This is a genomic window from Pandoraea sp. 64-18 (assembly GCF_001899225.1).
Classification (GTDB): Bacteria; Pseudomonadota; Gammaproteobacteria; order Burkholderiales; family Burkholderiaceae; genus Pandoraea; species Pandoraea cepalis.
In genome coordinates, this window is sequence record NZ_MKVU01000020.1 from 391609 (window position 1) to 414470 (window position 22862).

Below are 22862 nucleotides of genomic sequence, written 5' to 3' on the forward strand. Positions count from 1 at the left end.
CCGGGAGGCAGCGCCGACAGGCGAAGGGGGCCGGGTACAATGCGCCCCACACCCACGCGAACCGCGTCTATTCAGGAGATGAGGCTTGAGCCGCACTGCAGCACCGGCGTCGCCGCGCGACGCGTCACGCCCCAAAGCCGCGACCGAGACCGCCACGGGCCTGGCGGCCGGCGACGACGGCACGTCGGGCAGCGCGGGACAGCAGATCGAGGCGCGCGTCTACACGGCCATTTCGCAGGCGCTGCTCTCCGGCAAGCTGCGGCCGGGCATGCCGCTGCGCGAGCGCAACCTGGCGCAGGCGCTCGATTGCACCCGCGGCGCCGTGCGCAAGGTGCTCGCCCGGCTCGGCTTCGAAGGCAAGCTGGTGCTCGAACCCAACCGGGGCGCGTTCGTCCCGCAACCGTCGCTCGACGCCATCCGGCAGACCTACCGCGCCCGCCGCGTGCTGGAGAGCGGTGTGATTGCGAGCCTTTGCGGGCAATTGAGTGCGTCGCAGCTCGCGGCGCTCGACGCGCACGTCGCGTTGGAAGCCCGTTCGCATGCGCAGGGCACGCACGAGCGCTCGATTCGCCTGGCGGGCGAGTTTCATCTGACCTTGATCGGCATGGCGCAGAGTGTCGAACTCGATACGTTTGCGCGCCAGCTCGTGGCCAAGACGGAGCTTTACAAGGCGCTGTACGATCCGGCGGAATTCATGCATTGCGCGCCCACGGAGCACGCCCAACTCGTCGGCCAGTTGCGTGACGGCAAGACGCAGGCGGCGATTGCGATCGCCACGGCGCACCTCGACGAACTCGAAGCACGCGTGCTCACCCGCGCCGCCGCCGCGGAGACGCCTGACTTCCGCGCCATTTTTGCCGAGGCGTTCGCGGGCACGGGGGCATAGGCTTTCCCCGGCGCCGCGATGGCGCCCCCCACGACACGTCGAGCCGTCGCCCGTCAAGCGGCGCGGCAATCCCGCCACGGGCATGGGGGTCGCCTGGCACACTCCCCTGAATCGGGGGTATATTGCGCCTGTTCGCGACGGGCCTGCGCCCGCACGCTACTTTCGCCCCCGCCTGACACACTCAAGCACGAAGCCCGAAGGAAGCCCATGTCCCATCTGGTAGTCCACGGCGGCCAGCCGCTACGCGGCCGCATCACCCCCTCCGCCAACAAGAACGCCGTTCTCCCGGTGCTGTGCGCCACGCTGCTTACCGATCAGCCGGTGCGCCTCATCGGCGTGCCCGAGATCACCGACGTTCGCAAGATCCTCGACATCTTCCGTCAGCTCGGCAGCGAGGTGAACGTCGATTTCGGCGCCGGCACGCTCGACATCCACCATCGCGATACCCGCTTCGATCCGCGCACGGACCATCTGCCGGAAGAGATGCGCTCGTCGATCATGCTCGTGCCGCCGCTGCTCGCGCGTTTTGGCGTCGCGCGCATCGAAGACAACATCAAGGGCTGCACGCTCGGTGTACGCGAGATTGATCCGCACATCGAAGTGCTGCGGCATTTCGGCGGACGTGTCGAGCGCACCGAAGGCTCGCTGCTCATCCATGCGGACGAGGCGCGCCCCGCGATCCATCACTGGCTCGATTACGCGTCGGTGACCACCACGGAGAACTTCGTGCTGTGCGCGGCAACGGCCAGGGGCCGCTCGCAATTGAATAACGCGGCGTCGGAACCGCACGTGCAGGAGTTCTGCCGCTTCATGCAGATGCTGGGCGTGCCCATTGAGGGCGTCGGCACGTCGCAGCTCGCGATCGAAGGCGTGGAGCGCTTCGGCGGCGGCGAATTCCGCTTCGCCGAAGACTTTCATGAAATCACGACGTTTCTGGCGCTCGGCGCCATCACCGGCGGCGAAATCACGGTCAAGAACACGGCGCCGGACCAGTTCCCGCTCATCGACCGCACCTTCGCGAAGTTCGGGGTGAAAGTCGAGCATCGCGACGGCTGGTCGACAGCCACCGCGCAGGGCAAGCTCAAGGTGCAAGCGCCGTTCACGCAGAACATCCTCACGAAAGTCGAAGCTGCGCCTTGGCCGTATTTCCCGGTCGACCTGCTGCCGATCTTTATCGCGCTGGGGGTGAAGGCCGAAGGCAGCGCCATGTTCTGGAACAAGGTCTATGACGGGGCGATGGGCTGGTCGACCGAGTTGTCGAAGTTCGGCGCCCATGTGTTCCAGTCCGATCCGCACCGCCTGATCACGTTCGGTGGCGTGCCGCTCTCGCCCGCCGTCGTGGAGAGTCCGTACATCATCCGCGTGGCGATTGCGCTGCTGATGGTGGCGGCCAGCATCGACGGGCAATCGACGATCAAGAACGCCGATCCGATCCGGCGCGCGCATCCGCGCTTCGTCGAGAACCTGTGCTCGGTGGGCGCGAACGTCGTCTGGACGCCGCAGGAGTAAGCCCGCCCTTGGGTGTGCGCTCGTGTCGTTTGCCGGCCCCCCCGGGGGGGCCGGGCTCGCCCTACGGGACACGCCGGCGGTAGACGACCCCCCGATCGCCCCACACCGGTCTTCGCCCCGACGAACCCGACGAATGACCTTACCTGAGCCGCTCGCGCAGGCGATCATCGCACCTTTGCCCGACGGCACATGACGTTTGCCCGACGGAAATTTATTTACCCCCCGCCGACACGCACGCCACCCCGGCGCAGCGCGATCGACGAATGTGAAAGAATGGCGGCCATCATGAGCGATCGCCCCCTGCCCCCACAGCCGCTTGCCACGCATGTCGCCCTTCCTTCGGCCGACGCATGGCCGGCCACACCGCATGCCCGTCAGTTGTCGGGCGCGCGCGTGCTCATCGTCGACGACAACCAGGAAGACCGCATGCTGCTGATGGACTTCCTCAGCCAGCAGGGTTGTCGCGTCTACATCGCGCACGACGGACGCGACGGCTACACCAAGGCCCGCACCGTGCAGCCCGACCTGATTCTCATGGATATCCGCATGCCCGTGTGCGACGGGCTTGGCGCCTGCCGCCTGCTCAAAGCCGACCCCGGCACCCGGCACATTCCGCTGATCTTCCTGACTGCGGCCGCCCTGCCCGGCGAACGTGTGGCGGGACTGACGGCCGGCGCGGTGGATTACATCACCAAGCCTTACGATTTCGAAGAGGTGCGCCTGCGTCTGTCGATCCACCTGAAGGCAACGACGCCCGTTCCAGTGCCGAGCGCGGCCGGCGACGGCAGCAAGCTCTCGCCGCTGCCCGTGCAAGCGCATACGCTCGACGCCGTGTTGTTTCGCGCCACGCGCGCGTTGCTGCTCGACCGTCTCGACGCCACGCCCGAACTCGCCGGCCTCGCCAGCGCGGTGGGCACCAACACGCGCCGACTCAACCTGGCGTTTCGACGGTGCGTCGGCGTGACCGTGTTCGACTTTCTGCGCGAGGAGCGCATGAAGGAAGCGCGCCGCTTGCTGTCGGAGACGTCGCTCGACGTGCAGGACATCGCGGCCGCCGTCGGATTCGCGAGCGCCGCCAATTTCGCGACCGCGTTTCGCGAGCGCTTCGGTATGCCGCCAAGCGGCTTTCGCGAGCAGGCCGCGCAAGTCCCACACCTGTCCGAGACCGCGGGGGCACCGCCGGCCCCATGAACGTCTTGCCCTTGAGCCTGCCGACGCATGGGCTGCGCCGGACAGTCGTCGTCTGGCTAGCCCTGACGGCTATCCTCGTCGCCCTGGTACTGCGCGCCAGTGCCAGCATGGCCGCACCCCCCTCCCCTGCGTCGAGCGCGCCCATCGATCTCGCGCACGCGGCGTCGCCGCTGGCGCTCGACACCCAATTGCGCTTGCTGGAAGACCCGTCCGGTCGCCTCGACGCCGCGCAGGCGCTGGCCGCGCCCGGTTGGCGACAGGTCGTCCCGCGCATGCTCAATCCGGGCTACAGCCGCTCGGCGTTCTGGCTGACGGGCAGTGTCGAGAATCGCGGCACGGCACCGCTCACGCGATGGTTGAGCGTCGGCATCGTGCGGCTCGAAGACGTGCGCTATTACGCGATGCCGGCCGGCAGCCGTCAGCCGGAGATCCGGTGGCGGGCCGGTCACACCGTCCCGCTCGACCGGCACCCGATCGCGTCGGAGACCTCCGTCTTCCCCATCACGCTTGCGCCGGGCGAGCATCTGACATTCCTTGTGCGCGTCGAATCGCGATCGTCGGTGAGCATGGTGCCGCAGCTCTGGCGGCCGGACGACTTTCGCTTGGCCGAATCGCGCAATGCGATGATCGCCATGCTGCTGGTGGGCTCCATGCTTTCCGTCGCGATGTATGCCCTCGTGCTCGGCATTGCGCGACGCGATCCCGTGTTCGTGCTGCTCGCGCTCACGACGATGACGCAGGTCGCGCAGGACATGGCGTTTCAGGGCTTCCTGTATCGCTATCTCCTGCCGCAAGGGGGTGAATGCGTCGTGCGGGCGCCGAGTTTCTTCTCGACGCTGACCGTGGCGTGCTTCAGCGCCATGGTGACCATTTTCGCCGGACTGAACCGCGTGCGGCTCTGGCGCTGGACGTATCGCGTCATGATCGGGCTCATGGCCGTCATGGCCGTCTGGGTCGCACTTGGCGATCATCGGGCGGCGGCGTTCACGCACCTGCAACTGCTCATGGTCTTCAACGTCATCTGGGTCGCGTCGCTGGCAGACGGTTGGCGACGCGGCTTCGCCAACGCGCGGCTGTGCCTGCTGTCGTTTTCGCCGGGTTGCCTCGTGCTGTTCTGGCGGCTGGCGATCATCAACGGCCTGCTGCCGGAAGACTGGCTGGCCAATACCGCGATGGCGTGGAGCACGAACATCTCCGTGCTGCTCATGCTCACCATGCTCGTGGCGGGACGTTCGCGCGAACTCGTGCGCGAACAGCGCGCAGCGCAGCGCGAAGTGTTGCAGACGCGTCGCGAAGAGCAGGCGCGGCTCGCCAACGCCGTCGACGCACGCACGCGCGAGTTGCAGGCCGCCCTGATCGCCGCGGACGAAGCCAACAGCGCCAAGAGCGACTTCCTTGCACGCATCAGTCACGATCTGCGCACGCCGCTTACGTCCATCATCGGCTTTGCCGACCTGGTGCAGTCGGGCGGGCGCGAAGACGCCGACCGCGGACGCATCATCCGCCGCAGCGCGCATCACATGCTTGCCATGATCAACGACCTGATCGAATACGCGAGCGGCGGCGCGGCCGACCCGCTGCATGTCGCGCCGGTCTACACCCATGCGTTCGTCGACGGCGTGGCGCACGAGGGCATGAGTCTCGCCAGCAAGCACGGTAACGCCTTCCTGCTCGACGTGCGTGCGCCGCTGCCGCCGCTGCTCGCGTTCGACGCCAAGCGCGTGCGTCAGGTGCTCGGAAATCTGTTGGACAACGCGGCGAAGTACACCGCCAACGGAACGATCACCCTCTCGCTTTCAGCAACGCCGGACGCGACGCGCGCCGATCTCATGCAGGTCTGTTTCGGCGTCGAGGATTCTGGCTGTGGCATCGCCAAGCACGACCTGCCGCGCGTCTTCGAACCGTTCGCGAGACTCGACCGGGCGCGACGCCTGCCCGGCGTGGGCCTCGGGCTTGCCATCGTGCGCCAATGGGTGGAACGCATGGGTGGCACGATCACCGTCGACAGCACGCCCGATGTCGGTACGCGTGTGGCGTTTACGTTGCCGTTGCGCGTGGCGCGCGAGGCCGATCTCGTGCCGCCATGGCCCACCGGCGCGCCCCATACGCTGCCCCCGATCGACGGTCATGGGCGCCACGTCTGGCTCGCCGAAGATTCACCGGAGATCCGGCAATTCCTGCATGACGAACTCGCGAGCCTGGGCTTCACGGTGCGCACGTTCGGCGATGGCGTGGCGCTCATCGCCGCGCTGGGCAATGCGCATCAGACGGCGCCGGACCTCGTGCTCACCGATCACATGATGCCCAACGCCGACGGGCTGGCCGTGGCGCATGCCACGCGCCGCCGCTGGCCCGACGTGCCCGTGCTGGCCGTTTCCGCCTCGCCGCAGATGGTCGAGGGCAGCGGTTACGACGCGTGCCTGCTCAAGCCCATCGAACTCGCCGACCTGCGCAACGCGCTCGCGCGCCTGCTCGGTCTCGCGCGTACCGATGCGCACGAAGGCGGCGCGGACCGGGACGAGGCGAGCCCGATGCGCGATACGTCCTGGGCGCGTCCGTCAGGCGAGCATCTGCATCAGGCCCGGCAGTTGATTGCGATGGGCGCCATGACCGACCTGATGGAATGGGCACGCGAACTGAGCGATCACGTACCGACACTCGATGGCTTTGCGCGGCAGGTCCATCAACTCGCGCAGCGTGGCGATCTGGCCGGACTGACTGCGCTGTGCCAGGCCCCTGCGGCATCGACGTTCCACTAGGCGCCCGCCAAACGAAAACGGCACGCCCGAGGGCGTGCCGTGACCCTGACTCGGGAAGCCGGTCCCCTTAGTCTTTGAGCGGCTGGTGTGCCGTCTCGCGCGCGGCCAGGAGCGCGACGGCCGTGGCGGCGAGCGCCAGCGTGACGTACAGCGACACCGAAATCGTCGTGCCGTATGTCTTGTACAGCGTCACGATGATGAGCGGTGCGAAGCCGCCCCCGAGAATCCCCGCGAGCGTATAGGCCAGTGACGAACCGGCGTAGCGCACCCGCGTCGGGAATTGCTCGGTGACGAAGGCCGCCTGCGGCCCGTACATGATCGCGTGAATCACCAATCCGATCACCACCGCCAGCACGATCAGTGCCGGGTGGGACGTATTGAGCAGCACGAAGAAGCCGTATGCCCAGATCACCGCGCACAGCACACCGAAGCCATACACCGGGCGGCGACCCAGCTTATCGGACAGTGCGCCGAACAGGGGCACCGTCAGCGCGTTGCACGCCGTGCCGGCCAGCACGGCCGTGAGCGCGAGCGGACGCGAGAGGTGCAGCGTTCCCGTGACATACGTCAGCGTGAAGACGACCAGCATCGCGTAGAGGACGTCCGAGCCGATGCGCGAGCCGCCGGCCACCAGCAGGTTACGCCAGTGCGAACGGAAGACTTCGGCAATCGGCATGTCCGCCTGACGCGCCGAGTGCTGCATCGCTTCGAACATCGGCGTTTCCTCCACACCGCGACGCACCCACAGACCGAAGCCGACCAGCACGAGGCTCAGCAGGAACGGCAGGCGCCAACCCCACGCGAGGAAGTCGTCGGGTGAAATCGACAGCGTGATGAGCGCGATGAGGCCCGTCGCGATCAGCGTGCCGAACGATGGGCCGACTTGCGTCCAGGACGCATTCAAGCCGCGCTTGCGCTGATCGCCATGCTCGACCGACAGCAACACCGCACCCGCCCACTCGCCGCCGAGCGCGACGCCTTGCACGAAGCGCAGCGCCACGAGCAACACGGGACTCCAGATACCGATCGACGCGTACGTGGGCAGCACGCCCATCAGGCCGGTCGTCAGGCCCATCACCACGAGTGTGAGCACCAGCACCGCGCGCCGTCCGACCTTGTCGCCGAGGTTGCCGAACACGAAGCCGCCAAGCGGCCTCGACACGTAGCCCACGGCATAGGTCGACAGGGCGAGAATGGTGCCGACCAGCGGGTCGACCGACGGGAAGAACAAATGGTTGAACACCAGCGCCGCCAGCGTGTTGTAGACGGTGAAGTCGTACCACTCGAGCGTGGTACCTACCATGCTGGCGGTCGCGAGCCGCCCTTTTTTCGGGCTCGCATGGCCGGTGGCGGCAGCGGTGGAGGCGGTGACGGCGTCGGTTTGCCGAGCGTCGCGGGTATCGGAATACGTTGTCATGGATGGCTCCAGAGTGTCTGCGGGACCCACCGGACGGCCGGATCTCGCGAGAGGATGGCGGGACGTCAGTCGTCGTTGGCGCCGAGACGCCACAACATGGCAAAGCGGGTGACTTCACCGGCCGGGACCCCGTAGGCGGCGGCGAGCGTTTGCGCGGCGGTGCGCACCGCGTCCTGGTCCGTGCCTTCGATCATTACGACGGCATCGGCAGGTGGCAGCGGCGCGTCCTTGGCGGTGAGCGAGACGGACAGCCTCGGCACGGTGACCTGCAGCGTGGCGCGGACAATACCGTCGCCCTGAGCGAGCTCGGCGAGCTGCGCGCCCAGCCGCGCATGTGCCTGGGCGACGACCGCCTCGCTCAGCACGAACATGGCCAGCATGCCCCCCTGGCCTTCGCCCGCCTCGACGTCGAGCGTGCCGACACGGCGCTGCGTGCCCTGCATGCGCGCGAAGTTGCGCAGCGACCATTCGGTCTGATGCTGGAAAGCTTGGGCGTAAGGGTCGCTGGTGAAGACGGCGGCGTGTTGCGTGCAATAGAGCGCCAGGTAGGGACGCGCGCAGTCGTGCAGGGCCTTGAAGCGACGAGCGAACTGGAAGCCCGGGATGGCCACACGCTCCTGCATGTGTTCGCGGTCGTACCAGCGGTTGAAGTCAGCGTCGAACGCCGGATCGATATTCGTCCAGATGCAGAGTTGGGCGCGGGGAGCAGTCGCAGTCATGAGGCATTCCATCGGTTTCAACAATCGGGAGGCCGGCCAACACGCCATACAAGCGGGTCGACCGTCTCGCCGAGTGTGCAAAACGGGGGAAAACGCGTCCAACAAGAAATCAAATTCGCCGCGACAGCAAATTCTTATGACTGATGTCGGACGCCGGTTGCGCGGGGCAGGTGCGCACCCGGCATCGCGACGGTCAGCGCCAAGCGCGCAAGGCTCAGGATTCGATGGCGCCCCAGGCCGGGGCGGTCATGGCGGCAGCGGGCGGGATGGCGATATCCGGCCCCATGTTCAGGGCAAACTCGCTGGCCGTGCGTTGCGCGAGGCGCGCCACGTTTTCGGCGAGCAGTGCGCCCTGGCGGAACGACCCGACGAACGAGAGATTGGGGAAATGGGCGTTCACGCGCAGCAAATGCAGGCTGTGCTCGCCCAGTTCGCGCTGAATGATGGCTGGCGGCAGCATCGCCACGCCGAAGCCGTCCACGACCAGCCGGATGATGGCCGCGACCGAGGTCATGCAGTTCACGCGCACCGGCCGCTCGGCCGCCACCGAGAACATGCGTTCAAGGGTCTTGTGCGGGCCGGAGTTGCGCGAAAAGCTCACCAGCGGGTACGCCGCCAGATCGGCCACATCGAGCGTTTCGCCTTCGAGATTGAGCTTCGGGCTCGCCACCCAGCGCATCGGAAATTCGGCCAACGGCAAATTCTCGATACCGGCACCGTGCAGAACGTCGGTTTGCAACGCGAGGTCGAGCGTACCGGCTTCGAGTTGCTTGCAAAGACGAATGGTCGTCTCGCTGGTGACTTCGATCTCGAGTTGCGGGTATTCATGGCGAATTCGCGCGGCCAGATCCGGAAACCAGCTATGGACGATCGACTCGACCACACCGATCTTGAGCACCCCCGGCGGCATGTCGGGATCGGTCAACTCGCGTTTCATCTCCTGCCCGAGCATGACGATGCGCTCCGCATACGCCAGCGCCTTCTGCCCGGCCGCCGTGAGCGTGACCTCCCGGGCGCTGCGGTCGAACAGACGCACCCCGAAGCTCTGCTCCAGCGACGCGATCCGGCTCGACACACCCGCCTGCGTGGTGTGCAGACGTGCAGCCGTCAGACGGAAATTACGCAGCTTGGCGAGCCAGACGAAGGTTTCGAGAAATCGCAGGTTCATGCGGTGTGATGGGCGGTCGTGAGTGCCGGGAGTCCCTGATTCTAGCGGGAACAGAAAACCGGCACCCGAAATGGCCTGGCATGCGACATCCGGGAAAGGTTGTTACGGCCGAGCGTTCCCGCCGTGTTTCGTTTCCGTAACGTTTTACGTTGGGCGTCGGTGGCAAGCGGCACCGCGTCCCTTACAAATCATGCACTTAATCGTCTCGAAAGGCTTGGCACGAGATTTGCTGGATGTCTTGCAACGGCCCGTCGAGGCCGGAGGGCCGAATTTCTGGAGACTGTCATGGCCATCGCCCATTTCCACCGACCGCATCCGACCGTGGAACTTGCTCGCTGCGTGTTCCGGCAGCATTACATACGCATCATGCAGGCCGATCAGCCCGGCAATTATGCGGTGCTGGTCGACGTTTGGCCCATGGACGGCCGGACCTTCACCAGCATCGATCAGGCCAAGCATGCCGCCATGCTGTTCATCCGAGAGATGGAAAGCGACTGAGTCCGCGCAAGCGATTCCGCGCCAGCGGCCTTGGCGCGGTCAACGAGACGAGATCTTCATTGATGAAACATCACGCCACCCGCCACAGCACCGTCGAGCGCCACATCCTGTCCGCTATCCCGCGCTCGGCCCCCCGCCAGCCGGTCGTGCTGGATCCCGCAGGCGACCCTTATGCCCGTGTCGCGGTCGAGGCGTACGCCGAGGCTTGTGCCCATGAGCAGCCATGGCTGGCGGAGGCCCTGCAACGCCAATATCAGTTGGCCGGCGGCACCCCGTCGAGCGCCGCCGCCCTCTGGCGCGCCTTTCACGAGGCACAGCGGCTGGCCCGCGAAGGCCAGTCGTACGATGAAGCCGCCTGGACTCACGTGGCGCTGCATCTGTGCGGCGTGCTGGGGGCGATGAATTTGTAGTGCGCGGGACAAGCGTCGTGCGCGACGCGATTTCACGCGGAAGACGCAAAACCCGACTGTTGGGGACTGTTTCTGGCATACTTCTCGCTAATTTTTAGCGGATCCGTCCTCAGTACCCCATGCCCCTCACTTCGACGTTGCCGTCCTGCATTCGACGGCGTGCGGTTACATCGATTCTAGGTGCATTGCTTCTTCTCTTTCCCGCTGCGACGCTAGTCGTACCTCGCGGGGGAAACGTCGTGATGTTCCTTCTGCTTGCGTGCAGTCTTTACGTGCTTGTCGCCTACGCGCGAACGCCATCGCCGAAGTTGTCGACGACGGTTATGCCGCATTACGCCTTGACTGCCTTCAGCATCGCGCTTTGCCTGCCGTTCGCAGCAGTGATGCTAAGCGAGTTGATCCACGGGCATGTCGCCGGCAACACGCTTGACTCGCCATCCCGGTTTCTAATCGCAATCGTGGTCATGTTCGCGCTGCGGCGCGTCAGCGAGAACCTGCCGGCCTGGGTGTCCTTCGGCCTCCCCATGGGGGCGTTTGCGGCAGCCCTGATGGCGTCCTATTCTGTCATTGAACTTACGGCTCGCGCAGAAAGTACTTTCCTGAACCCAATTCATTTCGGCGACATTGCCCTCCTGCTGGGTGTGTTGTCGCCACTCTCAATCAACTGGCTTAAGCGAGACAATGTGTTCGGCGCCATCGTAAAATTGGCAGGCTCTTTGGCCGGAGGTTATGTGTCGTGGGCCAGTCTGTCGCGTGGTGGCTGGATTGCACTACCGGTGATGGTTATTCTGTGCGTGTGGATCGGTGGAAAAGCGCTGAATCGAAGCGCACGCTGGGCGGCGATCATCGTGCTGAGTGCGGCCATTGTGTTGCCCGTTAGTCTCTCGCAAACCGTTCGCACACGCATGTTCACCGATATTTCGCTCGATTTGTCGAACATGGCAAAGGGGCGGCCCGATTCGTCAGTCGGCATTCGACTGGAACTATACAAGGCGGCCCTCATCCTCATCGGTCAAAACCCCATTACAGGATTGGGCGCGCACGGCTTCCACAATGCCATGGCACCGATGGCGGAAAAAGGCATTATCACGCCAGCCGCCGCTGAGTTGGGGCGTGGTGAAGTCCATAATCAGATCCTAGCCTACACTGCAGACTATGGCATTGGCGGCCTTATCGGCATACTTTCCGTGTACTTCGTACCGGCTTGGTTCTTCATCCTCTGCATTCGCCGCGGAGACAAGCGAGCACGCCGCACCGGCCTGCTCGGGCTAGTCACCGCCGTGGCGTTCTTCGTTTTCGGTCTGACCGTGGAGACCTTCAATCTCAGGGTGACGACCGCCTTCTACGCGACGATGCTGGCGGTATTCGCCGCCATTGCGTGTCCAGTAAAAGCAGAAAGCGGGGAAACGGCGATCGGCACAACTGAGCGCTACTGAACGCACGCCCTCTCTCATGCTAAGCATCCTGATCCCGACCTGGAACAACCTGCCGTTCCTCAAGCTTTGCATCGATAGCGTTCGCCGTCATTCCGGCGAGGCGCATGAAATCCTCGTGCACGTCAACGATGGGAGCGACGGCACGCTGGCGTGGGTGCGCGAACAGGGCTTGCGTCACACGCACAGCGTCGGCAACGTGGGGGTCTGCCTCGCGCTGAATCAGCTTGCGCCACTGGCATCGCACGATCAGTTGCTCTTCCTGAACGACGACATGTTCGTCACCCCCGGCTGGGACGCCGCGCTCATCGATGCGGCCCGTACGCTCGACACGCCGATCTATTACCTCTCGTCGGTAATGATCGAACCGAACGCCGGCGTCAGCAAACAAGTGGTATCGCACGACTTCGGCACGACCCCGCAGACGTTTGACGAAACCGCCCTGCTGGCCTTCGCCGCCTCGCTGAACCGCGGCGACGTGAACGGCGTGCCGACGCAACCCACGCTGGTGAGCCGCGGGCTATGGCATCTGGTCGGCGGCTACAGCATCGAATTCGGGCCGGGCATGAGCAGCGACGACGACTTTCTGATGAAGTTGTGGCTCGTCGGCTGCCGCACCTTCCGTATCGTGGGCAAAAGCGTCGTGTATCACTTCGGCTGCCGCTCGACCGGACGTGTGGTGAAGAATCGCGGCAGTCGCGAGTTTCTGATGAAGTGGGGGATGACGCAGGCCGAGTTCAAGCGCGACTACCTCGATCTGGCAGGCACGCCGGCCGGTGCCGCGCTGCCTAACGTCCCCCGCCCCAGCGGCAAGAGCCGCATCAAGCGCGCGCTGCATGGCAGCAAGCCTTATCCGCTCGAAGATCTCGAACGCTGGGACCCCAACGTGCCGCAGCATTTGAAGCAGGACTGAGCGGCGCAGCCAACGCCCGCCCGTCGGCCGACGCACGTCAGCCGAATGGCGTGAATCCAGCGCGAATGGTCCGAAACACCGAATGTCCGACCATCAATGCCGAGGGTGACGAATTCTCGCCCACGCGTGCTCGACTCGCTGCACCGCGCGATGATTGGGGTGACGTGTCCACCACAGCCCCAACTCCCACACCATCCCGGCCAGCAGCACGATCACGGCCAGGGCACCGATCGTGTACCACATCTCACCAAAAGACGTTGTCATGACGGCCTCCCGAAAGGCATCACGGACGACCCGCGGCCGTCCGTGATTCCATTCTAGGCGACGTAACCCGGCTCGACCGCCGGATCCGCCCTACTTGAGCATGACGTCCGTCTGCCGGCGCGTCAGAGCTGCCCCATGGCCAGCTGCACCGCCAGACTGCTCACCGACACGGCGGCCCATACGCCCAGCCCCAGCAGGATAGGACGCAGGCCGGTCGATGCCATGCGACGCAGGTTCGATGACAGGCCAATGGCCGTGAGGGCAACAATGATCAGGAATTCGGCTGCATCGTGAATCCAGGGTTGCAGTTCAGCCGGCACAAACCCTGCCGTGCGCGCCCCCGATGCGACCAGGAAGCCGAGAATGAACCACGGGAAGATGCGGGCGAGGCTGAAGTTGGCGGCCCCGGCACGCTTGGCGCGGTACGCCACAATCGCTGCCAGCGCCAGACAGATAGGGATGATCAGCGTGGCACGCGTGAGCTTGACGATGGTCGCGTAGTCGCCTGCGGTCTTGCTGTAGCTGTAACCGGCAGCGACCACCGACGAGGTATCGTTGATCGCCGTACCCGCCCACATACCAAATCCCAGATCGGACAGATGCAACAGGTGACCGAGCATCGGGAACAGCACCACGGCCGCAATATTGAACAGGAAGATCGTCGAGATCGCGAACGCCGTTTCGTGGTCGTCCGGCTTGATGATGGGGGTGACGGCCGCGATGGCCGATCCGCCGCAGATCGCCGTGCCGATGCCGATGAGCAGCTTGAGCTTGCCGCCCACGCCCAGTGCGCGGCCCAGCGCCCAGGCCGACAGACCGGCGGCGGTGACCGTCACGGCCGTGACTGCCAGGGACTCCAGTCCCGTATGGGCGACCTGCGACAGGCTCAGGCCGAAGCCGAGGGCGATGATCGACCACTGAAGCACATACTTCGAGGCGAACCGGATACCCGCTTCATAGCGTGCACCGGGCGAGAACACGTTACGAACGACGATGCCCAGCAAAATGCCGAACACGGGGCCGCCGACCAACGGCATCTGACGCCCCAGCAACAGCGCGACAAATGCGATGACGGTCGAGAGAATCAGACCTGCCCACGGATTCTGACGATCCGGTACCAGCGCGTTGGGACGGCTGGCCGTGGGGGGGTGAGTCGTATCGGTTTTTGTTGTCATCGCAGCCTCTCTTCTGGAATGACTACAAGTCTACGAATGTCGATTCAATAATAAAAATCGTTATATCGGATACGAATTATCTAAAATTACGATAATTATCCCCGCCGCACGTCACGTCCGAATCGAAGGCGCTGTTCCCCCCGCGTTTGCGCCTGCACTGGCGCATGACACCGCAAGCCAACCCCTGCCGTGAGCCGCTACACTCTCCGAAACCCGAGAAGCGTCGATCAGACCCCCTACCCCGGAGACCGAGCCCCATGTCGCAAGCTGCCAACACCCCCGCGCGCCGCGCACAGTGGTATTTCGATTTCGCGTCTCCCTTCTCGTACCTGCAATTCGAGCGGTTCGACACGCTGCCGCGCTGGCTCGACATCGACCTCAAGCCGATCGTGCTCGGCGCGATCCTTGCCCATCTGCAAACGCAGGGGCCCGCAGAAACACCGCACAAACGTCTCTTCACGTACCGCATGGCGCAGTTCCGCGCCGAGCAAGACGGCATTGCCTACCGAATGCCGCCCGTACACCCATTTCATCCGATCCGTGTACTGCGCCTGGCGATAGCGCTCGGCGCGACCCATGACGTGGTGCGTACGATCTACCGTTTCATCTGGGCCGAAGGGCGCGATGTCACCGACCCGCAGGGCTGGCAGGATCTGAGCGAACGCCTTGGGCTGCGCGCCGACGAAGCCGTCGCCCTGACGGAAGCTCCGGCGGTCAAGGCCGCCTTGCGCGAAAACACTGACGCCGCGATGGCCGCAGGCGTGTTTGGCGTGCCGACGTTCGCGTTCGACGGGGTGCTGTATTGGGGAGACGACGCGACTGCGCTGTTCCGCCACTGCCTCGCTCATCCGGCGTGGTTGCATTCGCCCGATGTCGAGCGCTTGCAACACATCACGATCGGCGTAAGGCGTGAGGGCTGACAACGCGCTGTCTTGCGCTTACTTCGCCCCGCCCAGGACCAGCGGCAGGGGCACGGCGTCGGCCATGGCGGCGTAGCCCGCATCGCTGGGGTGGGTGCCGTCGCCGCTATCGAGACGCGGCAACATGCGCGTGGGCTGGGCGGGATCGCGCAGCGCGGCGTCGAAATCGATGACGCCGTCAAAGGCTCCGCTCGTTCGCACCCATTGGTTGACGGCGTCACGCACCGCCTCGCGCTCGGGCGGCAGTTTGCCCGGCGGGATGGTCGTGCCGAGGATGCGAACGTGGCGCGAGCGCGCGGCGGCGATCAGCGATTGATACCCCGCGATCATCTCGGGTGCGGTCACGATCACATGCGGCACATCGCAGTCGAGCCCCGCATGGGGCGGCACGTAACCGAAATTGATATCGTTGATGCCGATTTGCACGACGACGGTTCGCACGCCGGGCTGTTCCAACGCGTCGCGCCGGAAGCGAGCGACGAGCCGCTCGCCGTAGCAGGCCGAATCGTGCAGCAGGCGATTGCCGCTGATGCCGAGATTGAGCACGGCAATATCGCGCCGTCCGGCATTCTCGAGCCGCCGCGCCAGCCCATCCGGCCAACGCCGATTCGCATTCAGCGTGCTGCGCATGCCGTCCGTGATCGAGTCGCCGATGGCGACGATCGCTTGTGCGGGCCGCTCCGGCACCACGCTGACGCCGGCCAGCCAAAGTGTATTCGTGAAGCGCTTCGGATAAGCCGATGCCTGTGCCGCATCGACAAAGTCACCGGCGCCACTCAGAAACGCCGTCTCCTGCGCAATCTTGTGCCAAGTCGTCGGGGGGGTGGCTTCGCGCGTGAACAGGCTGACCGCCAGTGGCGTTCCGGCGCGAACTGCGAACGGCAACGGGTCGCTCTCGAGCGAGGCCCCCGGTGCGATCCGCGCCGTCGGCTGAGCGCCGAACGTCATCTCGCGCAGACTACCGGCATCGACAGCCGCGCCGCGTAGTGCCACAGCGAGGCTCGCCCGCTCGATCACCAGCGGCTGCGTGCCGTAAGCGTTCGAAAAACGCACGCGGACTTCACTGCCCGAGAGTGTTGGATAGACGATCTGACGCACGGTACGCCCGCCCACGGCCGGCGCTCGGTTGAACGACGGCGCCGCTGGATGTTGCGCCACCGCTTGCGGTGCCGTCGCCCACACGCCGACGCGCGCGTTCTGCGCGAAGACCGTCGTCGCCGCAGCCGTCGCCACGATAGCGAGCAGTGCACGGATCAGGACAACAGGTCGCGCACGGCGCAGGCGGGCAGGCATACCGTCGGCAGCGGAAGACCGGGAAATCAGAAACGTCGGGAGCATCGGGACAACGTGGGCAGTTCAGCCGGAATCGCCCGGCGGCAGCCGCCATTGTGCCTGATTGTGGTCGCTGGCAAAGGTTGACGTCACTACCGAGGGGACCACGGCCCCCCAGGTTTGGCAGAGCGAAACGGGATGTGTCGTCGCTCAGCGCGTGGAGATCACGATGGCAACACGCCGGTTCTGGGCGCGGCCGGTCGCCGTGCTGTTATCCGCAACGGGATTGCGCTTGCCTGCCCCGATCGTCTGAATGGCTGCACGCTGCATGCCCGCCTCGACCAGCACGTTGGCCACCACGTCGGCGCGGCGGGCGGAAAGCTGCTCGTTGTAGGTATCGCTGCCCACTGAATCGGTATAACCATAGACACTCACGCTGTTCAGGCCAACCTTCAGGAGCGTGCGGCCGATGCGAGCCACTGTCTGGCGCGCCGCATCGTGAATCACAAACTCGTCGGTATCGAACAACACCTTGTCGGACAAGCCGAACTCCCAACCGTCTTCGGTTTGCGTAAAGCCTTCAGATTTCAGCGCCGCGATCTGCTCGGCCGTCAGGCCGTGCACGGGCGTGGTCTGGCAGCCCGCCAGGGCGGCAAATCCCACCAGACACACCAGCCCCATCAGCCTGCGAGCCAACGCCTTCCATCGAGCGAGGGCGCGAGCGCCATGGGCCACCATTGCGCGGTGCGAAAGGTCAGAATGCGAGTCGTGCGTGTCGTGCGTTTCAACAGCGAAGTCCAAAGCAGATCCCCATGGCAGTGTGTCATCCGGTCGTCAATTATGGTTATGGTGTTCATCCAGCATGGCGCAATTCACGTTGGTTCACCCTTTGGGACTCCCCGCCACAAACCAGGTGCCGACGCCAGCACGCTTGGCCTGATACATGGCCGCGTCCGCCGTGCGCAGCAGCGCGGCGGCGTCCTCGGCGTGGGTCGGGTACAACGCGACACCGATACTCATCGATGTGACGATTTCGCCGCCATCCGGCAGCACAATCGGTTTTTCCATCGCCACGAGCAGACTCTGCGCGAGACGCACGGCATTCGACGTCTGTCGCACGCCCACGAGCATGACGGCGAACTCGTCGCCGCCCAGACGCGCCACCAGATCGCCCTCGCGCAGCGGCTGGCGCAGACGCTCGGCAATGGTCATCAACACCACGTCACCCGCACCGTGCCCTCGCTGGTCGTTGATTTCCTTGAAACGATCGCTGTCGAGATAGAGCAGCGCGACGTGCGTGCCCATTTCGCGCGCGTCGGCAAGCGCCTGCACCAGGCGCGATTCGAAATACGCCCGGTTCGGCAGCCCCGTCAGCCGATCGTGATTGGCCTGGTGCGCGAGCGTGGCATTCTGCGCGCGCAAGTGATTCTGCCACCCCTCGAACTCGTCGAGCAGTGCGTTGAAGTCATCGCCGAGTTCCTTCAGTTCGGCCAGTGGCGTCGCCGCCACGCGCTGATGAAACGCTCGCTCGCGGCGCACCGCGTGCGCCACTTCCGCCAGTGCCCGCAACGGTTTGACGATATCGCGGTGCATCCGTTTGGCCAGGACGTTCGCCACGGCGAACGTCACCAGCAGGCAGGCGAGCACGCCGCCCACCCCGCTCAGCAGGAAAAGGAAGAACTGATGCCCCTGCCCCTGCACATCGATAGTGCCGACGACTTTTCCGTCATGACGAATCGGCATTGTCACGGGTCCGGGCAGCGCGACGTTCGCGATCACGCGCTCGACTTGTGTCAGGGCGCCGCCGTCCGGACGACGCCACTGCGCGAACGGCGCATTGTTCGCATCGAACACCCGCACCTGAGCAAGGTCCTCGTCGCTCGCGATGAGCGCAATCGCTTCCTGAGCCGCCAGGCGGTCGCCAAACACGACCGCGGCCTCCGTGGTGTAGGCAAGCGAGCGCCCGATCAGCAGAAGATTGTTCTCGGCATACGCGCGCAAGGCGATCCACGCCACCAGCGACAGCGAGACCGCTGCGAGCACGACGGCGGACACGGCCAGGCGCAAGTGGGTACGGCGCAGCATGCCCTGCAACGACGGCCGGCGACCGCGCATCGGGTCGGGCGCCGCGACATGCGATGTCGCCAACGGCAGCTCACGTTCGCCTTCGGCCGACGCATCGGCAGGCAGCAGGCCGGCGACCGACGAGCCGCCGGGCGGCATGGGCGGGGATGAAGGACGATGGGTCGTCATGGTGTCCCCGGCTTTCGTGCCAGCTTGAGCACGTTGGGGTGGACACGAACGCCACTCCGCGCAACGGTGTCGAGGTTGATGTCGAACGTCACTCGCTCCGTATCGACGTTCAGGCAGAACATGACCCCGAGCGTGCACGAGTCGTTCCGCTCGCTGATCGTCAGGATGGGGTGACCGGCGAGGTTCGCCAGCAATTGCCGACGCTCGGTGTCACTCACGGCACCCAGATACAACGCGTCGCACAACGAACCAATGGCAGGCTCCGTCACCGCAACACGCTTCGCCTCGACCGGCAAGCCCAGGGTGGGCAACGGCCCGGCGAGCAGATCGCGCGCGTAGTCGGTATTGCCGACCACACACAGTCGCACCTTGGCGGGGTCCGTCGGCCAGCGGGTGAAACTGATGATGCCGAGCACCACCTGTCGCACGTTGGCGTCCCGCACGTTGGGTGCAGCGGCGGGCTCCGGCGTCTGTGCAAATGCGCTGCCGAACGTGGCCCAGCACACGAGCCACAGAAAACACGCCAGGGGCGCGCGCAGACGAAGCGGCATCCGACGTTCTCGCCAGAGGCCCCGGGTCATACCGCTCGTTGATGTGCACGCGTTATGCAACGCTCTCTTCCTTTTGCCGAATGTCGGTGGTGGCGGGCACGTCACGCGAGGCTTGACCGGCGTGCTGCGCAAACCCGCGTGAATCAGGCCGCATCATACCGAAGGGATCGCGCTCGGGCCATAGAAATACCCCCGGTCGCCCCCGCCGTGGGCGGTGTTTTGCCGTCGCTGGCCGCCGCGATTCAAGGCGCGCCTGCGGCGGATCGCAGCCCACAGCATGCGCGTGCCCACGCATTTTCGGAACCCCCATCGCCCCCGCGTTTTCCCTTGCCCGCGCGCGCGCTCCTCATGGCAGAATGGTACGCACAACCATTTGAAAAACAAAAGAAATTTGGCGATCCGATCTCTCGATTTTCGAGATAAAAATCGCGACGCCAGGGAGGTATTGCATGACGTTCCTGAAGTCCGGCTTGGCCGGCTTTCGGGGGGACCGGGCATGAACGATCCCGTGCCTCGTCGGGTGCCCGACGTACAAGCCGAGTTGAGCCGCGCCGCGCTCGACAGTGCGCCCTATGCCATGTTCGTTTGCACGGACGACGGCATGCTCGAGCGAATGAACGGCGCGTTCACGCGGCTGACGGGCCATCGCCCCGATGACCTGCTGGGCAAGCGCAGCTTCCTGTCGTTGCTCGATCCGTCCGAGCTGACGCGTCGTCGCCTGCCAGCGCTGGCCAGTCTGTCGGCCACCGAAGCGGTACCGTACGACGACGAATGGCATCTGCTCACACATGTGCGCAGCTGGCTGCCCGTACGGCTGGCGCTTTCCTGCGTCGAACATGCCCCCGGCGAACGACGCTGGGTGGGCATCGTGCTCGACCTCTCGCAACAGGTGCAGGTGGCGTCCCGGCTCTGGTACGTCACGCATCACGACCCGGTCACCCAGTTGCCCAACCAGACGCTGCTCAACGAACGGCTCGAACTGGCGATTCATCGGTGCGCGCGCCAGCAGGTCGGGCTGACGGTTTTGCTGGTCGAACTCGATCACCTGCGCCAATTGCGCAGCACCTTCGGTCCACCGACCGCAGAGCTGGCGCTGCGCATCGCCGCCGAACGCCTGCGCGAAGCCAGCGGCCCCGAAGACGCCCTCGCGTGCCTCGGCGGCAGCCGTTTCGTCATCGTCACCAACGAAACGGGCGACGGCGCGCGTCTGTTCGCCGCTCGAATTCAGGCACGGCTCGCCCAATGGGCCGACGTCGACCAGAATGCCGTCGCGCTCGACGCGAGCATCGGCTTGGTCAGCTATCCCGAACACGGCCATACCCCCGACACGCTGCTGCGCCGAGCCCACATTGCGCTGGGTATCGCCAGCGCCGCCGGTGGCGGACTGCGCGTCTTCAGCAGCGAGATGGACGCGCAGACGCGGCGGCGCAACGAACTCGAGAGTCTGTTGCGCGTCGCGGTGCATGAGCAGGCGCACACGCAACTGCATCTCGTGTACCAGCCGCAAGTCAGTCTGTCCGACGGCGAGATCCGCCACGCAGAAACGCTTCTGCGCTGGCGTCACCCGGCGCTGGGGGTCATCGGGCCGGCAGAATTCATCCCGATCGCGGAAACCTCGGGACTGATCCTGCCGCTGGGCGAATGGGTGATGCAAACGGCCTGCCGCGAGGCGAGCCGTCTGCTGCGGCGGTGCGGCCATCTGCCGCGCATCTCCGTCAACGTGTCGGCGCAGCAGTTTGCACGGCAGGACGTCGTGGGCATGGTCGAGCGTGCCCTGAGCGCGCATGCGCTGGAACCTCGCCACCTGGAGATCGAGATCACGGAAACCGTGCTGCTCGGGGACTCGAGCGCCGCGGTCGGTTGTCTGCGCTCACTGCACGACATGGGTGTCGAGATCGCCGTCGACGACTTCGGCACGGGGTATGCCAGCCTCGCCTATCTGACCCGTTTCCCCGTCAATCGCCTCAAGATCGACCAGACTTTCGTGCGCGACATGCTCACGCATGCCCACAGCCATGCCATCGTGAGCGCGATTGTTGCTATGGCCCACTCGCTCGGCCTGCGCGTGACGGCCGAGGGCGTGGAGACGCAGGCGCAGGCCCAGCGGCTCACAGAGCTGGGGTGCGACGAAGCGCAGGGATTCTGGTTCGCTCGGCCGGTCGACATGGGCGGCTTTTATCACATCGTGGCACCGCTGGGCAGCGGCGCGCGACGCTGACGCTCGCCGCCGAGCCGCGATTGTTGCCCCCGGCCCCGCTATTTCCGCAGACATGGCGTGTCAAGACTCGCGCGCGTCTTGAGAACGCGGTATGTTACGTCGCGAAGGGACTCCCCCGAACGACGTTGCAACGAGGATTATCGCCATGAAGACCAAAGCCGCCATTGCCTGGGAAGCCGGCAAACCCCTGACCATCGAGGAAGTCGATCTGGAAGGGCCGCGCGCCGGCGAGGTGTTGATCGAGATCAAGGCCACCGGCATCTGCCATACGGACTACTACACACTCTCCGGCGCCGATCCGGAAGGTATCTTCCCCGCCATTCTCGGGCACGAGGGCGCGGGCGTCGTCGTCGACGTTGGTCCGGGCGTCACCACCCTGAAGAAAGACGATCACGTCATTCCGCTGTACACGCCCGAATGCCGCCAGTGCAAGTTCTGCCTGTCGCGCAAGACCAACCTGTGCCAGGCGATCCGCAGCACGCAGGGCCGCGGCCTGATGCCGGATGCCACGTCGCGCTTCTCGCTCGACGGCAAGCCCATCTTCCATTACATGGGCACGTCCACGTTCTCTAACTACATCGTCGTGCCGGAAATCGCCGTCGCGAAGGTCCGCTCGGACGCACCGTTCGACAAGGTCTGCTACATCGGTTGCGGCGTGACGACCGGCGTGGGCGCCGTGGTCTATTCGGCGAAGGTCGAGGCGGGGGCGAACGTCGTGGTGTTCGGCCTCGGCGGCATTGGCCTGAACGTGATCCAGGGCGCGAAGATGGTCGGTGCCGACAAGATCATTGGCGTCGATATCAACCCGGGGCGCGTGGCACTCGCCAAGAAGTTCGGCATGACGCACTTCATCAATCCGAATGAGGTCGAAAACGTCGTCGACACGATCGTGCAATTGACCGACGGCGGCGCCGATTACTCGTTCGAGTGCATCGGCAACGTGACGACCATGCGTCAGGCGCTCGAATGCTGCCACAAGGGGTGGGGCCAGTCGTTCATCATTGGCGTGGCCGCCGCGGGTCAGGAGATCAGCACGCGTCCGTTCCAGCTGGTGACGGGCCGCGAGTGGAAGGGGTCGGCGTTCGGCGGGGCGCGCGGTCGCACCGACGTGCCGAAAATCGTCGACTGGTATATGGAGGGTAAGATCAACATCGACGACCTGATCACGCACACGCTGCGTCTGGACCAGATCAACGAAGGCTTCGATCTGATGAAGCGCGGCGAGTCGATCCGCTCGGTCGTGCTGTACTGATCGACACGTTTCGAAGGCGCTGTTCCGCCCGCGCGTCACGGGTGCCGGACGCAC

Annotated in this window: 20 protein-coding genes; 11 read left to right on the top strand and 9 right to left on the bottom strand. The window is 65.3% G+C overall.

Translation table 11 applies throughout. From position 1 onward, the window contains the following. The first annotated feature begins 85 nt into the window (after positions 1-85). The 4 genes from BGP02_RS18855 (at position 86) to BGP02_RS18870 (ending at position 6345) form a co-directional block, all read left to right on the top strand. Positions 86-886, top strand: coding sequence for a GntR family transcriptional regulator (locus BGP02_RS18855; protein ID WP_261939762.1), 801 nt, complete (start codon positions 86-88; stop codon positions 884-886). 207 nt (positions 887-1093) lie between these two features. Further along, entirely contained in the window at positions 1094-2395 is a 1302-nt protein-coding gene (locus BGP02_RS18860; protein ID WP_017231540.1) for a UDP-N-acetylglucosamine 1-carboxyvinyltransferase, read from the top strand. Positions 2396-2680: 285 nt separating this feature from the next. Continuing rightward, the gene (locus BGP02_RS18865; RefSeq protein ID WP_286798982.1) at positions 2681-3586 is read left to right on the top strand and encodes a response regulator transcription factor; all 906 of its coding nucleotides are present in this window, start codon (positions 2681-2683) and stop codon (positions 3584-3586) included. After that, positions 3583-6345, top strand: a complete 2763-nt coding sequence (locus tag BGP02_RS18870; RefSeq protein WP_286798983.1) for a hybrid sensor histidine kinase/response regulator — start codon at positions 3583-3585, stop codon at positions 6343-6345. The genes BGP02_RS18865 and BGP02_RS18870 overlap by 4 nt, the downstream gene beginning before the upstream one ends. Before the next feature lie 67 nt (positions 6346-6412). On the opposite strand, the gene BGP02_RS18875 is transcribed toward BGP02_RS18870, so the two are convergent. The 3 genes from BGP02_RS18875 to BGP02_RS18885 all read right to left on the bottom strand — a co-directional run bounded on the left by BGP02_RS18875 (position 6413) and on the right by BGP02_RS18885 (position 9649). After that, on the bottom strand, positions 6413-7762 hold the full coding sequence (locus BGP02_RS18875) for an MFS transporter (protein ID WP_150563672.1): 1350 nt from the start codon (positions 7760-7762) through the stop codon (positions 6413-6415). 65 nt (positions 7763-7827) lie between these two features. Next, entirely contained in the window at positions 7828-8481 is a 654-nt protein-coding gene (locus tag BGP02_RS18880) for a DUF4286 family protein (RefSeq protein ID WP_150563671.1), read from the bottom strand. Positions 8482-8695: 214 nt separating this feature from the next. Further along, positions 8696-9649: a LysR family transcriptional regulator gene (locus BGP02_RS18885; protein WP_017231535.1), complete on the bottom strand. Its 954-nt coding sequence runs from the start codon at positions 9647-9649 to the stop codon at positions 8696-8698. A gap of 285 nt (positions 9650-9934) precedes the next feature. Between BGP02_RS18885 and BGP02_RS18890 the strand changes: the two genes are divergently transcribed. The 4 genes from BGP02_RS18890 to BGP02_RS18905 all read left to right on the top strand — a co-directional run bounded on the left by BGP02_RS18890 (position 9935) and on the right by BGP02_RS18905 (position 12903). Next, the gene (locus BGP02_RS18890) at positions 9935-10147 is read left to right on the top strand and encodes a hypothetical protein (RefSeq protein ID WP_017231534.1); all 213 of its coding nucleotides are present in this window, start codon (positions 9935-9937) and stop codon (positions 10145-10147) included. A gap of 62 nt (positions 10148-10209) precedes the next feature. Beyond that, positions 10210-10557, top strand: a complete 348-nt coding sequence (locus BGP02_RS18895) for a hypothetical protein (RefSeq protein WP_017231533.1) — start codon at positions 10210-10212, stop codon at positions 10555-10557. Positions 10558-10799: 242 nt separating this feature from the next. Beyond that, a complete protein-coding gene (locus BGP02_RS18900; protein WP_286798984.1) occupies positions 10800-11993 on the top strand; it encodes an O-antigen ligase family protein in 1194 nt (397 codons plus the stop codon). 16 nt (positions 11994-12009) lie between these two features. Beyond that, positions 12010-12903: a glycosyltransferase family 2 protein gene (locus BGP02_RS18905; protein ID WP_261939758.1), complete on the top strand. Its 894-nt coding sequence runs from the start codon at positions 12010-12012 to the stop codon at positions 12901-12903. 93 nt (positions 12904-12996) lie between these two features. Here the strand turns inward: BGP02_RS18905 and BGP02_RS18910 are convergent, their stop codons facing one another. Then, positions 12997-13167 carry a hypothetical protein gene (locus BGP02_RS18910; protein ID WP_157211307.1) on the bottom strand — a complete coding sequence of 57 codons (171 nt, stop codon included), beginning with the start codon at positions 13165-13167 and terminating at the stop codon, positions 12997-12999. Between the two features lie 122 nt (positions 13168-13289). Then, on the bottom strand, positions 13290-14342 hold the full coding sequence (locus BGP02_RS18915) for a YeiH family protein (RefSeq protein WP_017231530.1): 1053 nt from the start codon (positions 14340-14342) through the stop codon (positions 13290-13292). A 257-nt stretch (positions 14343-14599) separates the two neighbouring features. Between BGP02_RS18915 and BGP02_RS18920 the strand changes: the two genes are divergently transcribed. Beyond that, the gene (locus BGP02_RS18920; protein ID WP_017231529.1) at positions 14600-15262 is read left to right on the top strand and encodes a 2-hydroxychromene-2-carboxylate isomerase; all 663 of its coding nucleotides are present in this window, start codon (positions 14600-14602) and stop codon (positions 15260-15262) included. Between the two features lie 18 nt (positions 15263-15280). Here the strand turns inward: BGP02_RS18920 and BGP02_RS18925 are convergent, their stop codons facing one another. The 4 genes from BGP02_RS18925 to yfiR all read right to left on the bottom strand — a co-directional run bounded on the left by BGP02_RS18925 (position 15281) and on the right by yfiR (position 19338). After that, positions 15281-16555 carry an SGNH/GDSL hydrolase family protein gene (locus BGP02_RS18925; protein ID WP_017231528.1) on the bottom strand — a complete coding sequence of 425 codons (1275 nt, stop codon included), beginning with the start codon at positions 16553-16555 and terminating at the stop codon, positions 15281-15283. A gap of 189 nt (positions 16556-16744) precedes the next feature. Next, entirely contained in the window at positions 16745-17230 is a 486-nt protein-coding gene (gene yfiB, locus BGP02_RS18930; protein ID WP_232424479.1) for an outer membrane lipoprotein YfiB, read from the bottom strand. Positions 17231-17416: 186 nt separating this feature from the next. Then, positions 17417-18649, bottom strand: coding sequence for a diguanylate cyclase DgcN/YfiN (gene dgcN / locus BGP02_RS18935; protein WP_150563706.1), 1233 nt, complete (start codon positions 18647-18649; stop codon positions 17417-17419). A gap of 134 nt (positions 18650-18783) precedes the next feature. Further along, positions 18784-19338, bottom strand: coding sequence for a regulatory sequestration protein YfiR (yfiR, locus tag BGP02_RS18940; RefSeq protein WP_268566886.1), 555 nt, complete (start codon positions 19336-19338; stop codon positions 18784-18786). A gap of 496 nt (positions 19339-19834) precedes the next feature. Here yfiR and BGP02_RS18945 point away from each other — a divergent pair, with 496 nt between their 5' ends. Together BGP02_RS18945 and BGP02_RS18950 are read left to right on the top strand one after the other, a co-directional pair. Beyond that, complete coding sequence (locus BGP02_RS18945; RefSeq protein WP_286798987.1) at positions 19835-21556, top strand: putative bifunctional diguanylate cyclase/phosphodiesterase; 1722 nt, start codon at positions 19835-19837, stop codon at positions 21554-21556. A 145-nt stretch (positions 21557-21701) separates the two neighbouring features. Continuing rightward, positions 21702-22808 carry an S-(hydroxymethyl)glutathione dehydrogenase/class III alcohol dehydrogenase gene (locus tag BGP02_RS18950; protein WP_017231523.1) on the top strand — a complete coding sequence of 369 codons (1107 nt, stop codon included), beginning with the start codon at positions 21702-21704 and terminating at the stop codon, positions 22806-22808. Positions 22809-22862 lie beyond the last annotated feature (54 nt).

Coding starts and splice junctions, on each gene's coding strand:
- BGP02_RS18900 (WP_286798984.1), top strand. CDS start 10,800: ATGTTCCTTCTGCTTGCGTGCAGTCTTTACGTGCTTGTCGCCTACGCG.
- BGP02_RS18870 (WP_286798983.1), top strand. CDS start 3,583: ATGAACGTCTTGCCCTTGAGCCTGCCGACGCATGGGCTGCGCCGGACA.
- BGP02_RS18890 (WP_017231534.1), top strand. CDS start 9,935: ATGGCCATCGCCCATTTCCACCGACCGCATCCGACCGTGGAACTTGCT.
- BGP02_RS18895 (WP_017231533.1), top strand. CDS start 10,210: ATGAAACATCACGCCACCCGCCACAGCACCGTCGAGCGCCACATCCTG.
- BGP02_RS18880 (WP_150563671.1), bottom strand. CDS start 8,481: ATGACTGCGACTGCTCCCCGCGCCCAACTCTGCATCTGGACGAATATC.
- BGP02_RS18920 (WP_017231529.1), top strand. CDS start 14,600: ATGTCGCAAGCTGCCAACACCCCCGCGCGCCGCGCACAGTGGTATTTC.
- BGP02_RS18905 (WP_261939758.1), top strand. CDS start 12,010: ATGCTAAGCATCCTGATCCCGACCTGGAACAACCTGCCGTTCCTCAAG.
- BGP02_RS18910 (WP_157211307.1), bottom strand. CDS start 13,167: ATGACAACGTCTTTTGGTGAGATGTGGTACACGATCGGTGCCCTGGCC.
- BGP02_RS18885 (WP_017231535.1), bottom strand. CDS start 9,649: ATGAACCTGCGATTTCTCGAAACCTTCGTCTGGCTCGCCAAGCTGCGT.
- BGP02_RS18950 (WP_017231523.1), top strand. CDS start 21,702: ATGAAGACCAAAGCCGCCATTGCCTGGGAAGCCGGCAAACCCCTGACC.
- BGP02_RS18860 (WP_017231540.1), top strand. CDS start 1,094: ATGTCCCATCTGGTAGTCCACGGCGGCCAGCCGCTACGCGGCCGCATC.
- BGP02_RS18865 (WP_286798982.1), top strand. CDS start 2,681: ATGAGCGATCGCCCCCTGCCCCCACAGCCGCTTGCCACGCATGTCGCC.
- BGP02_RS18945 (WP_286798987.1), top strand. CDS start 19,835: ATGAACGATCCCGTGCCTCGTCGGGTGCCCGACGTACAAGCCGAGTTG.
- BGP02_RS18915 (WP_017231530.1), bottom strand. CDS start 14,342: ATGACAACAAAAACCGATACGACTCACCCCCCCACGGCCAGCCGTCCC.
- yfiR (WP_268566886.1), bottom strand. CDS start 19,338: ATGCCGCTTCGTCTGCGCGCGCCCCTGGCGTGTTTTCTGTGGCTCGTG.
- dgcN (WP_150563706.1), bottom strand. CDS start 18,649: ATGCGCGGTCGCCGGCCGTCGTTGCAGGGCATGCTGCGCCGTACCCAC.
- BGP02_RS18925 (WP_017231528.1), bottom strand. CDS start 16,555: ATGCCTGCCCGCCTGCGCCGTGCGCGACCTGTTGTCCTGATCCGTGCA.
- BGP02_RS18875 (WP_150563672.1), bottom strand. CDS start 7,762: ATGACAACGTATTCCGATACCCGCGACGCTCGGCAAACCGACGCCGTC.